At 68.8% G+C, this 15170-nt stretch carries 17 protein-coding genes; 13 read left to right on the plus strand and 4 right to left on the minus strand.

Features of this window, described 5'->3' with window-relative positions:
* Positions 1-250: 250 nt before the first annotated feature.
* Positions 251-838 (minus strand): chalcone isomerase family protein, encoded by a 588-nt coding sequence (locus KW843_RS19310; RefSeq protein WP_218296790.1) that lies wholly within the window; start codon positions 836-838, stop codon positions 251-253.
* Positions 839-1190: 352 nt separating this feature from the next.
* Between KW843_RS19310 and trpE the strand changes: the two genes are divergently transcribed.
* From trpE to KW843_RS19350, 8 genes are all read left to right on the plus strand, one after another.
* Entirely contained in the window at positions 1191-2690 is a 1500-nt protein-coding gene (gene trpE, locus KW843_RS19315) for an anthranilate synthase component I (protein ID WP_218296791.1), read from the plus strand.
* Positions 2687-3022 (plus strand): chorismate mutase, encoded by a 336-nt coding sequence (locus KW843_RS19320; protein WP_218296792.1) that lies wholly within the window; start codon positions 2687-2689, stop codon positions 3020-3022. Before trpE ends, KW843_RS19320 begins: the two co-directional genes overlap by 4 nt.
* Positions 3019-3591 carry an aminodeoxychorismate/anthranilate synthase component II gene (locus KW843_RS19325; RefSeq protein ID WP_218296793.1) on the plus strand — a complete coding sequence of 191 codons (573 nt, stop codon included), beginning with the start codon at positions 3019-3021 and terminating at the stop codon, positions 3589-3591. Before KW843_RS19320 ends, KW843_RS19325 begins: the two co-directional genes overlap by 4 nt.
* Positions 3588-4121 carry a DinB family protein gene (locus tag KW843_RS19330; RefSeq protein WP_218296794.1) on the plus strand — a complete coding sequence of 178 codons (534 nt, stop codon included), beginning with the start codon at positions 3588-3590 and terminating at the stop codon, positions 4119-4121. The genes KW843_RS19325 and KW843_RS19330 overlap by 4 nt, the downstream gene beginning before the upstream one ends.
* A 4-nt stretch (positions 4122-4125) precedes the next feature.
* Positions 4126-4797, plus strand: coding sequence for a LysE family translocator (locus KW843_RS19335; protein ID WP_218296795.1), 672 nt, complete (start codon positions 4126-4128; stop codon positions 4795-4797).
* A 37-nt stretch (positions 4798-4834) separates the two neighbouring features.
* Entirely contained in the window at positions 4835-5866 is a 1032-nt protein-coding gene (trpD, locus tag KW843_RS19340) for an anthranilate phosphoribosyltransferase (RefSeq protein WP_218296796.1), read from the plus strand.
* 181 nt (positions 5867-6047) lie between these two features.
* Positions 6048-6848, plus strand: a complete 801-nt coding sequence (gene trpC, locus KW843_RS19345) for an indole-3-glycerol phosphate synthase TrpC (protein ID WP_218296797.1) — start codon at positions 6048-6050, stop codon at positions 6846-6848.
* A gap of 68 nt (positions 6849-6916) precedes the next feature.
* The gene (locus KW843_RS19350) at positions 6917-7633 is read left to right on the plus strand and encodes a uracil-DNA glycosylase (RefSeq protein WP_218296798.1); all 717 of its coding nucleotides are present in this window, start codon (positions 6917-6919) and stop codon (positions 7631-7633) included.
* Positions 7634-7666: 33 nt separating this feature from the next.
* Here KW843_RS19350 and KW843_RS19355 read toward each other — a convergent pair whose 3' ends face one another.
* On the minus strand, positions 7667-8578 hold the full coding sequence (locus tag KW843_RS19355; protein WP_218296799.1) for a LysR family transcriptional regulator: 912 nt from the start codon (positions 8576-8578) through the stop codon (positions 7667-7669).
* Positions 8579-8806: 228 nt separating this feature from the next.
* Between KW843_RS19355 and KW843_RS19360 the strand changes: the two genes are divergently transcribed.
* Together KW843_RS19360 and KW843_RS19365 are read left to right on the plus strand one after the other, a co-directional pair.
* Positions 8807-9790, plus strand: a complete 984-nt coding sequence (locus KW843_RS19360; protein ID WP_218296800.1) for a tripartite tricarboxylate transporter substrate binding protein — start codon at positions 8807-8809, stop codon at positions 9788-9790.
* A gap of 142 nt (positions 9791-9932) precedes the next feature.
* Positions 9933-11534, plus strand: a complete 1602-nt coding sequence (locus KW843_RS19365) for a gamma-glutamyltransferase family protein (RefSeq protein WP_218296801.1) — start codon at positions 9933-9935, stop codon at positions 11532-11534.
* 20 nt (positions 11535-11554) lie between these two features.
* Here KW843_RS19365 and KW843_RS19370 read toward each other — a convergent pair whose 3' ends face one another.
* On the minus strand, positions 11555-12244 hold the full coding sequence (locus tag KW843_RS19370) for a hypothetical protein (RefSeq protein ID WP_218296802.1): 690 nt from the start codon (positions 12242-12244) through the stop codon (positions 11555-11557).
* A 73-nt stretch (positions 12245-12317) separates the two neighbouring features.
* Here KW843_RS19370 and KW843_RS19375 point away from each other — a divergent pair, with 73 nt between their 5' ends.
* Genes KW843_RS19375 through KW843_RS19385 form a run of 3 tightly spaced genes read left to right on the plus strand, consistent with a single transcriptional unit; the run spans position 12318 to position 13949 of the window.
* Positions 12318-12917: a DUF2975 domain-containing protein gene (locus tag KW843_RS19375; protein WP_255594827.1), complete on the plus strand. Its 600-nt coding sequence runs from the start codon at positions 12318-12320 to the stop codon at positions 12915-12917.
* 24 nt (positions 12918-12941) lie between these two features.
* Positions 12942-13190 carry a helix-turn-helix transcriptional regulator gene (locus KW843_RS19380; protein WP_218296803.1) on the plus strand — a complete coding sequence of 83 codons (249 nt, stop codon included), beginning with the start codon at positions 12942-12944 and terminating at the stop codon, positions 13188-13190.
* Positions 13191-13238: 48 nt separating this feature from the next.
* Complete coding sequence (locus KW843_RS19385; RefSeq protein ID WP_218296804.1) at positions 13239-13949, plus strand: hypothetical protein; 711 nt, start codon at positions 13239-13241, stop codon at positions 13947-13949.
* Positions 13950-13989: 40 nt separating this feature from the next.
* On the opposite strand, the gene queA is transcribed toward KW843_RS19385, so the two are convergent.
* The gene (gene queA / locus KW843_RS19390) at positions 13990-15114 is read right to left on the minus strand and encodes a tRNA preQ1(34) S-adenosylmethionine ribosyltransferase-isomerase QueA (RefSeq protein ID WP_218296805.1); all 1125 of its coding nucleotides are present in this window, start codon (positions 15112-15114) and stop codon (positions 13990-13992) included.
* Positions 15115-15170: the final 56 nt, after the last annotated feature.

Consider the following 15170-nt stretch of genomic DNA (forward strand, 5'->3'; position numbering starts at 1 on the left):
GGGTGGCAAGGGCCGTGGCGCATGCGGGTGGCGCAGGGCGCCCGGGCCGGGCTGTGCGTGGCATCACATGGCGCGGGTGGCGCCGCAGGGGCATGCGGTGCAGGTTGCGTCGAAGGCCCTGAATTCCCTGGATCAAAGGTTACGCCCCGGTGCGGCCCGCCGCTGTCGGGCGGGTGACAGCCGCAGGCATGGTTTCATGGGGGTTTGCCCGTAGCGGCGGTGTCCCGGGACGCGCAACCGGCGCGGGCGGCTATGCGGGCTTGCCGAGCAAGGCATCCTTGAGCTTCCAGTCGGCCGGTGTGTTGCCCAGCCAGATGCCCAGCAGCGCGTGGAAGAATTCCGGCTCCTTGAAAGGCTCGCCCTGCGGCTTGCCCTTGACCGTGATCACCGTGCCGGTGCCGGGTATCCAGTCGATCATGAACTGGTCGCCTGCCTGCAGCTTCTTGTGGTCCGAGAAGATCTGGCTCATGCGCAGCACGCCGGGAATCAGCTTGGAGAACGCCGCGCGGTCCATGTTGTCCTCCATGCCGCGCGAGAAGAGCTTGCCCAGCTCGGTGGAGTCGATCTCGCGCAGCATGGTGATGCTCATGCGCTTGGGGCCCTTGAGCGCGGCAATGTCCTGCGGCGTGTGGGCTTTCTTTTCGAGATACAGGCCGGCCGTGTAGACCTTGAAGACCGCCTTGTAGCGCACGCCCGCCCCATTGAGCTGCAGGCTGCTGCCGCTCAGGCTGGTGGTTTCTTCGTACTTGACGTCGGCCACGGTGATGGTCTGGGCAATGGCACCGGCCGTCAGCAGGCACAACGCTGCCGCTGCGGCGCATCGCTGGAGGAACTTCATGCGCAACTCCTAAAAAAGAACGGTCGTTCGTTTCAAATTGTTGCTGCACCTGCTTTTTGCCGCAACAGGGTTTTCGAGTGGTTGCGCGGCGCGGCGTTGCGCTGTGTCAAAAGCGGGGCGGCCGGGAACCTTTGCTACACTTTGGGCCATGTTCATTCACCACGTGTTCATCACAGGTTGCAGCGACCGGGGAGCCTGGCCCTGGCGTCAGCCTGTCTCCTTGAACGCCTGATGGCACCTGGGCAATTGCCCCAGCGTGCACCCGTGGCCCTACCGGGGCCGATTGAATGGACCGCAGCGCCCCCTTTTGTTGCCCGGGGGACACGCGCTGCCACAGCTGGGAGCTCTTCCCGTGATCACAGAACTTGAATTCAAAAGCCTGGCCGGCGAAGGCTACAACCGCATTCCGCTCATGGCGGAAGCCTTTGCGGACCTGGAAACCCCTCTCTCCCTGTACCTGAAGCTGGCCCACAGCAAGGACGGCGGCAAGCACAGCTTCCTGCTCGAATCCGTGGTGGGCGGCGAGCGCTTCGGGCGCTACAGCTTCATCGGCCTGCCCGCGCGCACGCTGCTGCGCGCCAGCGGTTTTGGCGCCAGCGCCAAGACCGAGGTGGTGACCAACGGCGAGGTGGTGGAGTCCGCAGCGGGCAACCCGCTCGACTTCATCGAGGCGTACCAGAAGCGCTTCAAGGTGGCCCTGCGCCCCGGCCTGCCGCGCTTTTGCGGCGGCCTGGCTGGCTACTTCGGCTACGACGCGGTGCGCTACATCGAAAAGAAGCTCGAAGACACCTGCCCGCCCGACACGCTGGGCTGCCCCGACATCCTGCTGCTGCAGTGCGAGGAACTCGCCGTCATCGACAACCTGTCGGGCAAGCTCTACCTCATCGTCTACGCCGACCCGGCCCAGCCCGAGGCCTACGCCAAGGCCAAGAAGCGCCTGCGCGACCTGAAGGACCAGCTCAAGTATTCGGTGAGCGCGCCCATCGTCAAGCCCACCGAGAGCCACCCCGCGCAGCGCGACTTCTCCAAGGCCGACTACCTCGCCGCCGTGGACCGCGCCAAGGAACTGATCGCCGCGGGTGACTTCATGCAGGTGCAGGTGGGCCAGCGCATCCACAAGCGCTACACCGAAAGCCCCCTGTCGCTGTACCGCGCGCTGCGCTCGCTGAACCCGTCGCCGTACATGTACTTCTACGACTTCGGCGACTTCCACGTGGTGGGTGCGAGCCCCGAGATCCTGGTGCGCCAGGAGAACACGCCCGACGGCCAGAAGGTCACCATCCGCCCCCTGGCCGGCACGCGCCCCCGTGGCGCCACGCTGGAGAAGGACAAGGCCGCCGAGGTCGAGCTCATCAACGACCCCAAGGAGCGCGCCGAGCATGTGATGCTGATCGACCTGGCGCGCAACGACATCGGCCGCATCGCCAAGACCGGCACGGTGAAGGTGACCGAGGCCTTCGCCATCGAGCGCTACAGCCACGTGATGCACATCGTGAGCAACGTGGAAGGCATCCTCAACGACGGCATGACGGCCATCGACGTGCTCAAGGCCACCTTCCCGGCCGGCACGCTCACCGGCGCGCCCAAGGTGCATGCGATGGAAATCATCGACCAGCTCGAACCCACCAAGCGCGGCCTGTACGGCGGCGCCTGCGGCTACCTGAGCTACGCCGGCGACATGGACGTGGCCATCGCCATCCGCACCGGCATCGTGAAGAACGGCACGCTCTACGTGCAGGCGGCCGCCGGCGTGGTGGCCGACTCGGTGCCCGAGCTCGAATGGAAGGAAACCGAGCACAAGGCCCGTGCGCTGCTGCGCGCGGCGGAGCTGGTCGAGGAGGGCCTCGAATGACCCGCGCCATCGACAAAGTCAAATCCTGCGCCGCCATGCCGGACGTGCGCCGCGAGGTGAACAGGCTGGACGACGTGCTGGTGCCCCTGCTGGTGGAGCGCGTGGGCTACATGACGCAGGCCGCGCGCATCAAGCAAGACGCCACGCAGGTGCGCGATGAGGCGCGCATACAGGCCATCGTGGACCGCGTGCGCGAGCAGGCGCTGGCCGAAGGCGGCGATGCCGACGTGATGGAAGCCATCTACCGCAGCCTCATGGAAGCCTGCATTGCCTATGAACACCGCGAGTTCGCCCGCCTGCGCGAATCCGCCTCTGCCGGGAGCGCCGCATGAAACTCTTGATGGTCGACAACTACGACAGCTTCACCTACAACATCGTGCAGTACTTCGGCGAGCTGGGTGCCGAGGTCGAGGTGTTCCGCAACGATGAAATCACGCTTGAAGGCATTGCGGCGCGCGCGCCCGACCGCCTGGTGATCTCGCCCGGCCCGTGCTCGCCCGCCGAGGCCGGCATCTCGGTGGCGGCGATCCAGCACTTCGCGGGCAAGCTGCCCATCCTGGGCGTGTGCCTGGGCCACCAGAGCATCGGCGCGGCCTTCGGCGGCACCATCGTCCGCGCGCAGGAGCTGATGCACGGCAAGACCAGCGTCATCACCACCACACAGCAGGGCGTGTTCGCGGGCCTGCCCGAAAAATTCACCGTGAACCGCTACCACTCGCTGGCCATCGATCGCGCCGCGTGCCCCGACGTGCTGCAGGTCACGGCTTGGACGGATGACGGCGAGATCATGGGCGTGCGCCACAAGGAGCTGGCCATCCAGGGCGTGCAGTTCCACCCCGAAAGCATCCTCACCGAACACGGCCACGCGATGCTGAAGAACTTCCTGGAGCAGCGCGCATGACGGCGCCGGCCGATGCTGCAGCAGCTTCCTCGGGCTCGCTCGCCCAGCTGTTCCAGTACAAGCGCTGGGCCAATGAAGAGTTGCTCGCGCTGGGCGAGGCGTCACAGGCGGTATTGCCCGAAGGCGACCGCCGGCTCTTCGTGCGCATCCTGAACCACACCTACGTGGTGGACCGCATCTTCGCGAGCCACCTTCAAGGCCTGCCGCAAACCACCTACACGGCCACCAACACCGAGGAAACGCCCGCATTGCCGGCCCTGCGCGAGGCGGTCCGCGCGTCGGACGACTGGTATGTGCAGTACGCGAACGGGCTCACCGCGGACCAGCTGGCCGAGCCCGTGCAGTTCCGCTTCACCGACGGCGACACCGGCACCATGACCCGGGGCGAGATCCTGAACCACGTGGTGGTGCACGGCACCTACCACCGGGGGGCGGCCGGCCGCATCCTGGCGGTGCACTCCGTGCCGCTGCCGCGCGACTCGCTCACCACCTTTCTGCACCGCCTGCAACCGGAGCGACGCTGGTCGTAACACCATGCCCGACAGCCACCAACTGCTCATGTTCATCGCGGCCGGCTGGCTGCTGAACCTTACGCCCGGCCCGGACGTGCTCTACATCGTGTCCAACGCGCTCAAGTCCGGCACCCGCGCGGGCATCGTCGCCGGCCTGGGCATCACGGCCGGGTGCTTCGTGCACATCTTCGCGGCCGCCGTGGGCGTGGGCGCGCTGCTGGCCACGTCGGCCACGGCGTTCACCGTGCTCAAGTGGGTGGGCGCGGCCTACCTGATGTGGATGGGCGTTCGCATTCTGCTGTCCAAACCGTCGGGCGACGGCGGCAGCGCGGCGGCCATCGCGGCGGCGCAGGCGGGGGCATCGTCCGGTGCCGCCACGCCGCTGTCCAAGATCTTCCTGGGCGGCTTCTGGACCAACGTGCTCAACCCCAAGGTCGCGATCTTCTTCCTGGCCTTCGTGCCGCAGTTCATCGCGCCCGGCACGGAGAACAAGGCGCTGGCCTTTGTGCTGTTGGGCGTGCTGTTCAACGTGAACGCGATTCCCGTCAACACGGGCTGGGCGCTGGCCGCGGGCTGGATGGCGCGCCGCATGGGCGCGGTGCAGCGCGGCATGCACTGGCTGGACCGCATCGCAGGCGCGATGTTCATCGGCTTTGGCCTCAAGCTCGCCTTCACCGACCAACCGTCGAATTGAACTAGATAGACACCGTCGCAAAGACACTGGAGACACCATGTCCATCACCCCCCAGGAAGCGCTGCAGCGCACCATCGAGCACCGCGAAATCTTCCACGACGAGATGCTGCACCTGATGCGCATGATCATGAGCGGCGAGCTCTCGCCCGTCATGACGGCGGCCATCGTCACCGGCCTGCGCGTGAAGAAGGAAACCATCGGCGAGATCACGGCCGCCGCGCAGGTGATGCGTGAGTTCTCCACCAAGGTCCACGTGCCCGACAGCAAACACCTGGTGGACATCGTGGGCACGGGCGGCGACGGCGCCAACACCTTCAACATCTCCACCTGCTCCATGTTCGTGGCCGCAGCGGCGGGCGCCAAGGTCAGCAAGCACGGCGGGCGCGGCGTGTCCAGCAAGAGCGGCAGCGCGGATGTGATGGAGGCCCTGGGCATCCACATCAACCTCAAGCCCGAGCAGATCGCGCAGTGCATTGCAGAGGTCGGCATCGGATTCATGTTCGCGCCCAACCACCACCCGGCCATGAAGAACGTGGCCCCGGTGCGCAAGGAGCTGGGCGTGCGCACCATCTTCAACATCCTGGGACCGCTGACCAACCCGGCCGGCGCGCCCAACATCCTGATGGGCGTGTTCCACCCTGACCTCGTCGGCATCCAGGTGCGCGCACTGCAGCGCCTGGGCGCCGAACACGCTATGGTGGTCTACGGCCGCGACGGCATGGACGAAGTCAGCCTGGGCGCGGCCACGCTGGTGGGCGAGCTGAAGAACGGGCAGATCACCGAGTACGAAATCCACCCCGAGGACTTCGGCATGTCCATGTCCAGCAACCGCGCCTTGAAGGTCGAATCCCCCGAGCAGTCGCGCGAAATGCTGATCGGCGTGCTCAAGGGCGAGCCGGGCGCCGCGCAGGACATCGTCTGCCTGAACGCGGGCGTGGCACTGTATGCGGCCAATGTGGTCGACTCGGTGCCCGCAGGTCTTGCCAAAGCGCGGGCTGCGGTCGCCTCCGGCGCAGCGCTGGCCAAGCTCGATCAGATGGTCACGCGCACGCATGCGCTGGCTGCATGAAGATCAACCCCCTGAGCAGTTGCGCCGCTTCCCCCTTCTCCTGCGGGAAGGGGGACGACACCCGCAGCCTGGCAAAGCCAGCTCTGCGGTGTCCTCCGCTTTGGGCCGCGCGGGCGTTGCGCTCGCGCCATGTTTCAACGTTCAATCGCGACCCCGCCGGGGTTGAAAAGGCAGGTTTCCCATGAGCGACATCCTCAACAAGATCGTGGCCGTCAAGCACGAAGAAGTGGCCGCTGCGAAGAAGCGCATGCCCCTCGACGCCATCCGCGCCGATGCCGAGAGCCGTGTGCTCACGCGCGACTTCGAAGGAGCCCTGCGCGCCAAGATCGCCAAGGGCCAGGCGGCGGTGATCGCCGAGGTCAAGAAGGCCAGCCCCAGCAAGGGCGTGCTGCGCGCCGACTTCATCCCTGCCGACATCGCACAGAGCTATGCCGATGGCGACGGCAAGGTGAGCGCGGCCTGCCTGTCGGTGCTGACGGACAAGCAGTTCTTCCAGGGCAGCGTGGACTACCTCAAGCAGGCGCGTGCCAGCTGCCAGCTGCCGGTGCTGCGCAAGGACTTCATGGTCGATGCGTACCAGATCTACGAGTCCCGGGCGATGGGCGCCGATGCCATCTTGCTGATCGCAGCCAGCCTGGACGACGCCCAGATGGCAGACTTCGAGGCCATCGCGCGCAGCCTGGACATGGCGGTGCTGGTGGAGGTGCACGACGGCGCCGAGCTGGAGCGCGCGCTCAGGCTCAAGACGCCGCTGGTGGGCATCAACAACCGCAACCTGCGCACCTTCGAGGTGACGCTGGACACCACCCTGGGCCTGCTCAAGGACGTGCCGGCCGACCGGCTGCTGGTCACCGAGTCGGGCATCCTGAAGCCTGACGACGTGAAGCGCATGCGCGATGCCGGCGTGCACGCGTTTTTGGTGGGCGAGGCGTTCATGCGCGCGCCGGAGCCGGGCGAAGCGCTGGCGAAGCTGTTCGCCTGATTGCTTGTTTGCTCCTTATTTGATAGCTTATTGCGCTTGTCCATCAAGCGGTAGAGGCCTTTTTGACCATGAATGACGCCGCTGTAAATCCCACCCAGCTGCAAAGCGCCAACCCGGCCGACTGGCCGGTGGCCTCCGGCTGGCAGCCGCTGGTCGATGACTTCTTTGCTGGTGTGCGCGGCCAGTCGCTGCTTGCCTTTCTGCAGTCGCGGCTCGATGCGGGCGCGGTGATCTTCCCGCCCCGCCCGCTGCGGGCGCTGGAACTCACGCCGCCGGACGAGGTACGCGTGGTCATCCTGGGCCAGGACCCCTACCACGGGCGCGGCCAGGCCGAAGGGCTGGCGTTCTCGGTGGCGCCGGGCGTGCGCCTGCCGCCCTCGCTGCAAAACATCTTCAAGGAAATGCAGCGCGACCTGGGCGTGGCTTTCCCGCCGTTTCCGAACCCGGGGGGCAGCCTGGTCAAGTGGGCGAAGAACGGCGTGCTGTTGCTCAACACCGGCCTCACGGTGGAAGAGGGCCAGCCCGCCAGCCATGCCGGCAAGGGCTGGGAGGCCCTGACCGACGCGGTCATCCGCCATGTGGCCGAGGGCGAGCGGCCCGTGGTGTTCATGCTCTGGGGCTCGCACGCGCAATCCAAGCGCGCGCTGATCCCCCAGGACCGAGGCCACTTGCTGCTCCTGTCCAACCACCCTTCGCCGCTGTCCGCCCTGCGCCCGCCCGTGCCGTTCATCGGCAACGGGCATTTCGGCAAGGCGCGCGCGTTCCGGGCGCAGCACGGGTATTGAGGCGCCAGCGCGGCGGCGCTGCGCCCCCGCGGTCTACCAGCGCCCCGGCAGCCGCTCCTTGAGCAGGTCGAGAAAGGCCTGCGCCGCCACGGGCAGGCTGCGGCCCGCCAGGGTCTGCACCTCCAGGTCGCGCAGGTCCATGCCAGGGTCGCTGATGGGCACGGCCACCACGGCGCCCGCCGCCACCAGGTGGCGTGCCGCGATCTCGCTGGCCACCGACAGCCCCCCGCCATGCGCCACGAAGTTGAGCACCGTCTTGGCATGGTTGCTGATGAGCACCGCCTCCAGCTGCAGGCCCTGGCGGCTGCACACGATGTCGATCATCTGGCGCACCGTGGTCTCGGCGGGCGGCAGGGCCAGGGGGTAGGCGACCATCTGCGCGAGCGTGACGCTGGCCGATTCCGCCAGCGCATGGCCGGGCGGGATGAGTGCCAGCACCGGAGCGCCTTGCCGGTAGGCGACCTCGATGTCCTTGTGCGGCGCACGGCTGAAGCACAGGCCGATGTCGGCCGCGCCGCTGCGCACCGCGTCGGGCACCTGGGCGGTGGGCAGCGAGATCACGCTGAACTGGATGCCCGTGTGCGTGCGCTGGAATTCCACACACAGGCGCGGCACCAACTCGTTGGCAAATGCGTCCGACGTGGCCAGACGCACCTGCCCCGCGCGCAGGCCCTGCAGCGCGCCGATCTCGCCCAGCGCGCGTTCGGCGTCCAGCACCGTGCGCCGGGCGTGCACGGCCAGGATCTCTCCGGCCGCGGTGAGCACCATACCGCGCGGGTGGCGGTCGAACAGCGGCGTGCCCAGCTGCGCCTCCAGCCCGGCGATCTGGCGGCTGAGCGCCGAAGCGGCCACGTGCAGCCGTGCGGAGGCTTCGGTGAGCGAACCGCTGTGCGCCACCTCCAGGAAGTAGCGCAGGGCGGTGTCTTGCAGGAGCTGGGGGCGCATGGGCAGGGCAGGGGGCTGGAGTGGGGCGTATTGCCGGGTGGCGGCCCAAAGTATGAAGTGGTTTGCCGCTGCGGCAAAGCTGCTTGCCTATTTGGCGTTGGTCTTCCGGGGGCTGGCTTCCTAAGATGGCTGTCTGGTTGCCCCCGGGCGGGGCCCTGCGGCTCCCCCTGTCCCTGTCTGCGTGCGCGGTCCGGCATCGCGCGTTTCCCCTTCTTCTGGAGTACTTGTATGCGTCTTTTTCCCTGGGGCCGTGGCGTCGTGTGCCTGGCCTGGTTGATGGTGTGGGGCGCCAGCGCACAGGCGCAGGCCGCGTGGCCCGACCGGCCCGTACGGGTCATCGTGCCGTTTCCGGCCAGCGGCGCCACCGACCTAGTGGCCCGGGTGGTCACACAGCGCGTGGCGGCCGACCTGGGCCAGCAGCTGGTCGTGGACAACAAGCCCGGCGCCGGCGGCACCCTGGGCACGGCCGAGGCGGCCAAGGCCGCACCCGATGGCTACACCCTGCTGCTGACCACCAGCAGCACGCATGCCATCTCGCCCCATCTGATGCCCAAGCTGGCCTACGACCCGCGCAAGGACTTTGTGCCCGTGGTCCACGTGGCTGACGCACCCAGCGTGCTGCTGGTCACCAACTCGCTGCCGGTCAAGACCGTGGGCGAACTCATCGCCTACGCCAAGGCCCATCCAGGCAAGCTCAACTACGCCACCAGCGGCAACGGCACCATCGTGCACCTGAACACGGCAGCCTTCAGCGCGCAGGCCGGCGTGGAGATGACGCACATCCCCTACAAGGGCACGGCGCTGGCGATTCCCGACCTGATCGCCGGGCAGACCCACGTGCTGTTCGATTCGCTGCCCACGGGCATGCCGCACGCCAAGGCCGGCCGCCTGCGGGCCCTGGCCGTGACCAGCGAGAAGCGCAGCACGCTGGCGCCCGAGCTGCCCACGCTGGCCGAGTCCGGCCTGCCCGGTTATTCGTCGGTGACCTGGTTCGGCGTGTACCTGCCCGCGGGCGCACCGCCCGCGCTGGTCGACAAGGTGCACAAGGCCTTTGCCAAGGCAGTGCAGGCGCCCGAAGTGGCCGAGAGCCTGGCCAAGCTGGGCGTGGAGCCTGCCGCGCCGCGCACGCCCGCGCAGTTTGGTGCCATGGTGCAGGCGGACAGCAATCGCTGGGCGACGGTGATCCGGCAGCACAAAATCGCGGTGGAGTAGCCCCCCTGAGTCGCCTTCGGCGCCTTCCCCCCGAGGGGGACGACACCCTCGGTGCGGGGCGGCCCTTCCTTGGCGTCTCTCGCTTTGCGCCGCGCCAGTTTCCACGCACCGCAACCCTTGCGAGCCACGGAGTCAGAACGCTATGAATAACCCAACCCTCGACTGGTCCCATCCCTACGCCTCCCACCGCAGCGCGGTCATGGGGCGCAATGTGGTCTCCACCTCGCAGCCGCTGGCCGCGCAGGCGGGGCTGCGCATGCTGCTGGCGGGCGGCAACGCGGTGGATGCCGCCATCGCCGCCGCCATGGCGCTCACGGTGGTCGAGCCCACGGGCTGCGGCATCGGCAGCGACGGCTTTGCCATCGTGTGGGACGGCAAGGAACTGCACGGCCTCAATGCCTCGGGCCGCTCACCGGCCGCGTGGTCGCCGGAGTACTTCGAGAAGCTGGGCGGCATACCCGAGACGGGGTGGAACGCGGTGACCGTGCCGGGCGCCGTCTCGGCGTGGGTGGCGCTGTCCAGGCGCCTGGGCAAGCTGCCCTTCGCACAGCTGGCGCAACCCGCCATCGACTATGCGCGCAATGGTTTTCCGGTGTCGCCCACCATCGCCCGCCTGTGGGCGCTGGGTGGCGCCAAGCTGGGCGCGCAGCCCGGTTTTGCCGAGTGCTTCCTGCCCGGTGGCCGCGCACCGCGGGCGGGCGAGATCTTCCGCAGCGAGGCCCATGCGCGCACGCTGGAACTGATCGCCGAAACGCAGGGAGAGGCGTTCTACCGGGGCGTGATCGCCGAGCGCATGGTGGCCCATGCACAGGCCCACGGCGGCGCGATGACGCTCGAAGACCTCGCCTCGCACCAGGCCGACTGGGTGGGCACCATCGAGCAGCGCTTCGGCGACTCGGTGATCCACGAGATCCCGCCCAACGGCCAGGGCATTGCCGCGCTGATGGCGCTGGGCATGCTGGACGCGCACGGCATCGGCGCGCACCCGCTCGACAGCGTGGAGACGGTGCACGCGAGCATCGAGGCCATGAAGCTCGCGCTGGCCGACCTGGACCAGTACAACGCCGACATCGGTGCGATGCGTGTCGCGCCGAAGGAGCTGCTGGAGGCGGACTATCTGCGCGGCCGCGCGGCGCTCATCGACCCCGAGCGCGCGGGCGACCCGGGCCACGGCGCGCCGCGCCCGGGCGGCACGGTGTACCTGGCGGCGGCAGATAGCCAGGGCATGATGGTCTCGTTCATCCAGTCCAACTACATGGGCTTCGGCTCGGGCGTGGTGGTGCCGGGCACGGGCATCAGCCTGCAGAACCGGGGCCACGGCTTCAACCTCAAGCCAGGCCACGCCAACGAAGTGGGCCCGCGCAAGCGCCCCTCTCACACCATCATCCCGGCGTTCGCGATGCACTCGGACGGCACGCCGCAGATGGCCTTCGGCGTGATGGGCGGCCCCATGCAGAGCCAGGGCCACACCCAGATGGCGCTGCGCGTGCTGCGCTACGGCCAGAACCCGCAGGCCGCCGCCGACGCGCCCCGCTGGCGCGTGACGGGCGGCAAGGGCGTGGCGGTGGAGCCGGGCTTTGATTCCGCCGTGGTCGCCGCGCTGCGCGCGCGCGGCCACGAGGTGGCGGTGGAGGAGGGCAATGGCGTGTTCGCCTTTGGCGGGGCCCAGCTGGTGCTGCGCGACGGCGCCCACTACATCGCCGGGTCTGACCCACGCAAGGACGGGCACGCGGTCGCGTTCTGAGAACCTGCCAGGTTCCCTGGTCAACCGGCGGCGCAGTCCGGAAACCGCCGTGCCAGCTCCGCTGCCGGCATGGTTTCCGCCAGGTCCATGTTGTGCGCGAGGGGGATGTACTCCCCGGGATCCGTGAAGCGCATGAGCGTGGTCACCAGCCGGTTCCCGGCGCTGCCCTTCTGGCAGCCTGCCAGTTCCACCCCCAGGCCCAGCTCGCGCGGGCCGTCGTCCACCGTTTTCCAGGCCAGGGCCTTGGCGCGCAGTGCCTGCAGCCGGGGCAATGCCTCCGGGTCGATGCGCCAGACCTGCACCGCGGTGCGGGCAGTGTCATAGGGTGCCAGCGGGCTGCGCTCTGCGGTGCCGCTCAGCTCCTGCAGCGGCAGCTTTTCTTCCCATCGCTCGGTGGTGGTGCCGCCGCCGGGCTGGCGCACCTTGCGGGACACGCTCACCGTCAGCTCCAGCGCCGGGCCATGGAGCCGCAGGCCGGGGCCGTGCACCACGGCGGCGCGCAGCGCGGCGGGGTCGAGCGTCTCCAGCTGGAGCTTGCGCAGCTTCCACAGGGACGACACCGGCACGGTGCCGCAGGCGGCCAGCAGTGCCGTGCACAGGAGGAGAACGCCAAGGCCCGCCCCGCGCCGCCATGGCGGCCGGACGGGTGAAATAGGGCCCCGGAGCAGGCGGGTGCCGCTGCGAAAAGGGATGGGCGGGCTGGGTGTCATGCGGGTCGGGTGGTGTTGAAATTTCTGTTTAACGGTATATTATTATTGTTTTACAGAAAAAAATTGCCAAACCATGACGCGAACTCTGGCCACCCCGGTCTCCCCCGTCCACAGCCCTTCATTCCGCCGGCTGGCCTGGGGGCTGCTGGCCGCCAGCTGGGTGTGTGCCCTGGTGTCGCTGGTTTTTTCGCTGGCGCGCTGGGCGGCGATCGGGCACGAGACCGGCTGGGGTGGGTGGATGCCCCTGACGGTGGTGCCGACGCAGGCCCTGCTGGTCGGGCTGACCCCGCCGGAGTCCATGGAGACGCAATGGCGGTGGGTGGGCGTGGCGCTGGAGTGCATTCCCGCCCTGGCCATGCTGTACGCGGTGCTGTGCGTGCACCGCATCTGCCGGGCCTTCCTGGCGGGCGCCGTGTTCGGGCCGGTGGTCGTGCGCGGGTTCCGGGGCGTGGGCTGGGGCTTTCTGGCGATGTTCGCGACCTCGCTGGTCTACCAGGTGGGCGTGACGGCGCTGCTGTCGTGGCTGGCCTCCGGCCAGCAGGGCGGGCTCATCGCGCTGGGCGTGGGCTCGTTTGAAATGAGCGTGCTGGTGGTGGGGCTGATGATGCTGCTCCTGGCCCACGTGCTGGCCGAGGGCTGCCGCCTGCAGGCCGAAGCGGATGCGTTTGTGTAGCCACTCCCAGGTACCGTATTCCCCATGGCGATTGTTGTGACCCTGGATGAAATGCTCGCGCGCCGCAAGGTCAAGTCGCGGGACCTCGCGGCCCATGTGGGCATCACCGAGGCCAACCTGTCCTTGCTCAAGAGCGGCAAGGTCAAGGGCGTGCGCTTCGAGACGCTCTCGGCCATCTGCGAGTACCTGCAGTGCCAGCCCGGCGACCTGCTGGCGTGGGTGGACAGCGGCGGTGATGGCGCGGACGACGGCGCGGCGCAAGAAGGCGTGTAAGTGCGCTGGTGGGGCTGGGGTGCCGCTTCCGTCAGCCGGCGCAGGCGCGTGGCAGTGGCCGTGGTGGCCTCGGTGCTGCTGCACGGTGTCATCCTGACCGCGTGGAATCTGTCGACCAGCCGCGTCTCGCCATCGCTATCGGCACCACCGCCACCATTCACATCACCGCGACAAGCGATGGGGGTGCAGTGGATCACGCACGCCGAGGTGCTGCAGCCCGCCATGGCGGTGCTCGGCCCGGGGCGTGCGCAGGCTCTCCCCAAGGGTTCCGTTTCCGCGCCCGCATCTGCATCGCGCCCGGTGCGTGCGGCAGAGCGCCACCGCAGCGCCGACGCGCCCACCGATGCAGTGACCGGCACGGTCATCGGCACCCCGGCACGCGCCGTGCAGCAGCCCCCTCCGCAGGCCGCGACTGCCGCTGCGCCCGCGCCCGAGCTGCCTGCGTCCGACAGCCGGATGGCCGATGCACCTCTGCGCTGGAGCCCCGACGCCGTGGGCCGTGCCGACCGCCAAGAGCGCGAATGGCAGCGCCGCCACGGTGCCGTACCGGCGGCGCAACTGGCAGTGGGAGACGGCGCGCCAGCGGCCAGGCCCTTGGGTGCTGCGATTTCGACCCGCGAGTGGCGCGGTGGCGATGGCTCCCGGGTCACGCAGGTGGAGAGCCCGTCGGGCACCTACTGCGTGCGGCTGCCCTCGGCCAATCGCCTGCCCGATGTGGGCGCCGCACCGCGCGTGGCGCCCGTCAGCAACTGCCCTTGACCCCGCCGATTGCCGTGGAGCCGCAGGGCCGCATCGCCGGTCAACGCGCGGGTGGGCGCTCCAGCAGCATCGCATCCCCGTAGCTGAAGAACCGGTACCCCTGCGCGATGGCGTGCCGGTACAGGCCCATGGTGTGCGCATAGCCCGCGAACGCGCTCACCAGCATCATCAGCGTGCTCTTGGGCAGGTGGAAGTTGGTGACCAGCACATCCACCACCTGGAAAGCAAAGCCCGGCGTGATGAAGATGCTGGTGTCGCCCGTGGCCAGACCGGTCTTCGCCCACGATTCGAGCGTGCGCACCGTGGTCGTGCCCACGGCCACCACGCGGCCGCCGCGCTGGCGGCAGCGCTCCAGGGCTGCCAGCGTGGCCAGCGGCACTTCGTACCACTCGCTGTGCATCTGGTGCTCGGCCAGGTTTTCGGTCTTGCAGGGCTGGAAGGTGCCCGCGCCCACGTGCAGCGTGACGCTGGCGCGCTCGATGCCGCGCGCGGCCAGGCCGGCCAGCACGCCCTCGTCGAAGTGCAGCGCGGCGGTGGGCGCGGCCACGGCGCCGGGGGCGCGCGCAAACACCGTTTGGTAGCGCTGGCTGTCCTCGGCTTCGTCGGGGTCGTGGCCGGTGTTCTGCTGGCGTTCGATGTAGGGCGGCAGCGGCAGGTGGCCGTGGCGGTCCATCAGCTCCCACGGCGACTCGCCTGCGGGGCCGTGCAGCGCAAAGCGGAACAGCGGGCCGTCGTCATGGGGCCAGCGGCCCAGCAGCGTGGCGTCGAAACCACCGCCGTGGCGGCCGCCCGCCATGTGCACGGTGCTGCCGGGCAGCGGCTTCTTGCTGACCTTCATGTGGGCCACGACTTCGTTGCCCGTGCCGCCGGCTTCGGCGGGCAGCACGCGCTCGATCAAGAGCTCCAGCTTGCCGCCGCTGGCTTTCTCGCCAAAGATGCGCGCCTTGACCACCCGGGTGTCGTTGAACACCAGCAGGTCGCCTTCGCGCAGCAGGCCGGGCAGGTCGCGGAAGATGCGGTCCATGGGCTCGATGGCGCGTCCGTCCAGCAGGCGCGAGGCGCTGCGTTCGGCAGCGGGGTGCTGGGCAATGAGTTCGGGAGGCAGCGAGAAGTCGAAGTCGCTGAGCGTGTAGGTGCGCGGGGCAGGCGGGCTGGATGCGGTCATGGGGCTTGAGGGCCGGACAGGCCCGTGCCAAGAAAAAAGCGGGGAGGCCGCCATTT

It is taken from the genome of Acidovorax sp. sif1233, from assembly GCF_019218755.1.
In the GTDB taxonomy this organism is placed as follows: domain Bacteria; phylum Pseudomonadota; class Gammaproteobacteria; order Burkholderiales; family Burkholderiaceae_C; genus Acidovorax.

Bases quoted from the DNA above. Each gene is read 5' to 3' on its own strand.
- KW843_RS19310 (WP_218296790.1), bottom strand. From the start codon at position 838: ATGAAGTTCCTCCAGCGATGCGCCGCAGCGGCAGCGTTGTGCCTGCTG.
- KW843_RS19320 (WP_218296792.1), top strand. From the start codon at position 2,687: ATGACCCGCGCCATCGACAAAGTCAAATCCTGCGCCGCCATGCCGGAC.
- KW843_RS19325 (WP_218296793.1), top strand. From the start codon at position 3,019: ATGAAACTCTTGATGGTCGACAACTACGACAGCTTCACCTACAACATC.
- KW843_RS19330 (WP_218296794.1), top strand. From the start codon at position 3,588: ATGACGGCGCCGGCCGATGCTGCAGCAGCTTCCTCGGGCTCGCTCGCC.
- KW843_RS19335 (WP_218296795.1), top strand. From the start codon at position 4,126: ATGCCCGACAGCCACCAACTGCTCATGTTCATCGCGGCCGGCTGGCTG.
- trpD (WP_218296796.1), top strand. From the start codon at position 4,835: ATGTCCATCACCCCCCAGGAAGCGCTGCAGCGCACCATCGAGCACCGC.
- trpC (WP_218296797.1), top strand. From the start codon at position 6,048: ATGAGCGACATCCTCAACAAGATCGTGGCCGTCAAGCACGAAGAAGTG.
- KW843_RS19350 (WP_218296798.1), top strand. From the start codon at position 6,917: ATGAATGACGCCGCTGTAAATCCCACCCAGCTGCAAAGCGCCAACCCG.
- KW843_RS19355 (WP_218296799.1), bottom strand. From the start codon at position 8,578: ATGCGCCCCCAGCTCCTGCAAGACACCGCCCTGCGCTACTTCCTGGAG.
- KW843_RS19360 (WP_218296800.1), top strand. From the start codon at position 8,807: ATGCGTCTTTTTCCCTGGGGCCGTGGCGTCGTGTGCCTGGCCTGGTTG.
- KW843_RS19365 (WP_218296801.1), top strand. From the start codon at position 9,933: ATGAATAACCCAACCCTCGACTGGTCCCATCCCTACGCCTCCCACCGC.
- KW843_RS19370 (WP_218296802.1), bottom strand. From the start codon at position 12,244: ATGACACCCAGCCCGCCCATCCCTTTTCGCAGCGGCACCCGCCTGCTC.
- KW843_RS19375 (WP_255594827.1), top strand. From the start codon at position 12,318: ATGACGCGAACTCTGGCCACCCCGGTCTCCCCCGTCCACAGCCCTTCA.
- KW843_RS19380 (WP_218296803.1), top strand. From the start codon at position 12,942: ATGGCGATTGTTGTGACCCTGGATGAAATGCTCGCGCGCCGCAAGGTC.
- queA (WP_218296805.1), bottom strand. From the start codon at position 15,114: ATGACCGCATCCAGCCCGCCTGCCCCGCGCACCTACACGCTCAGCGAC.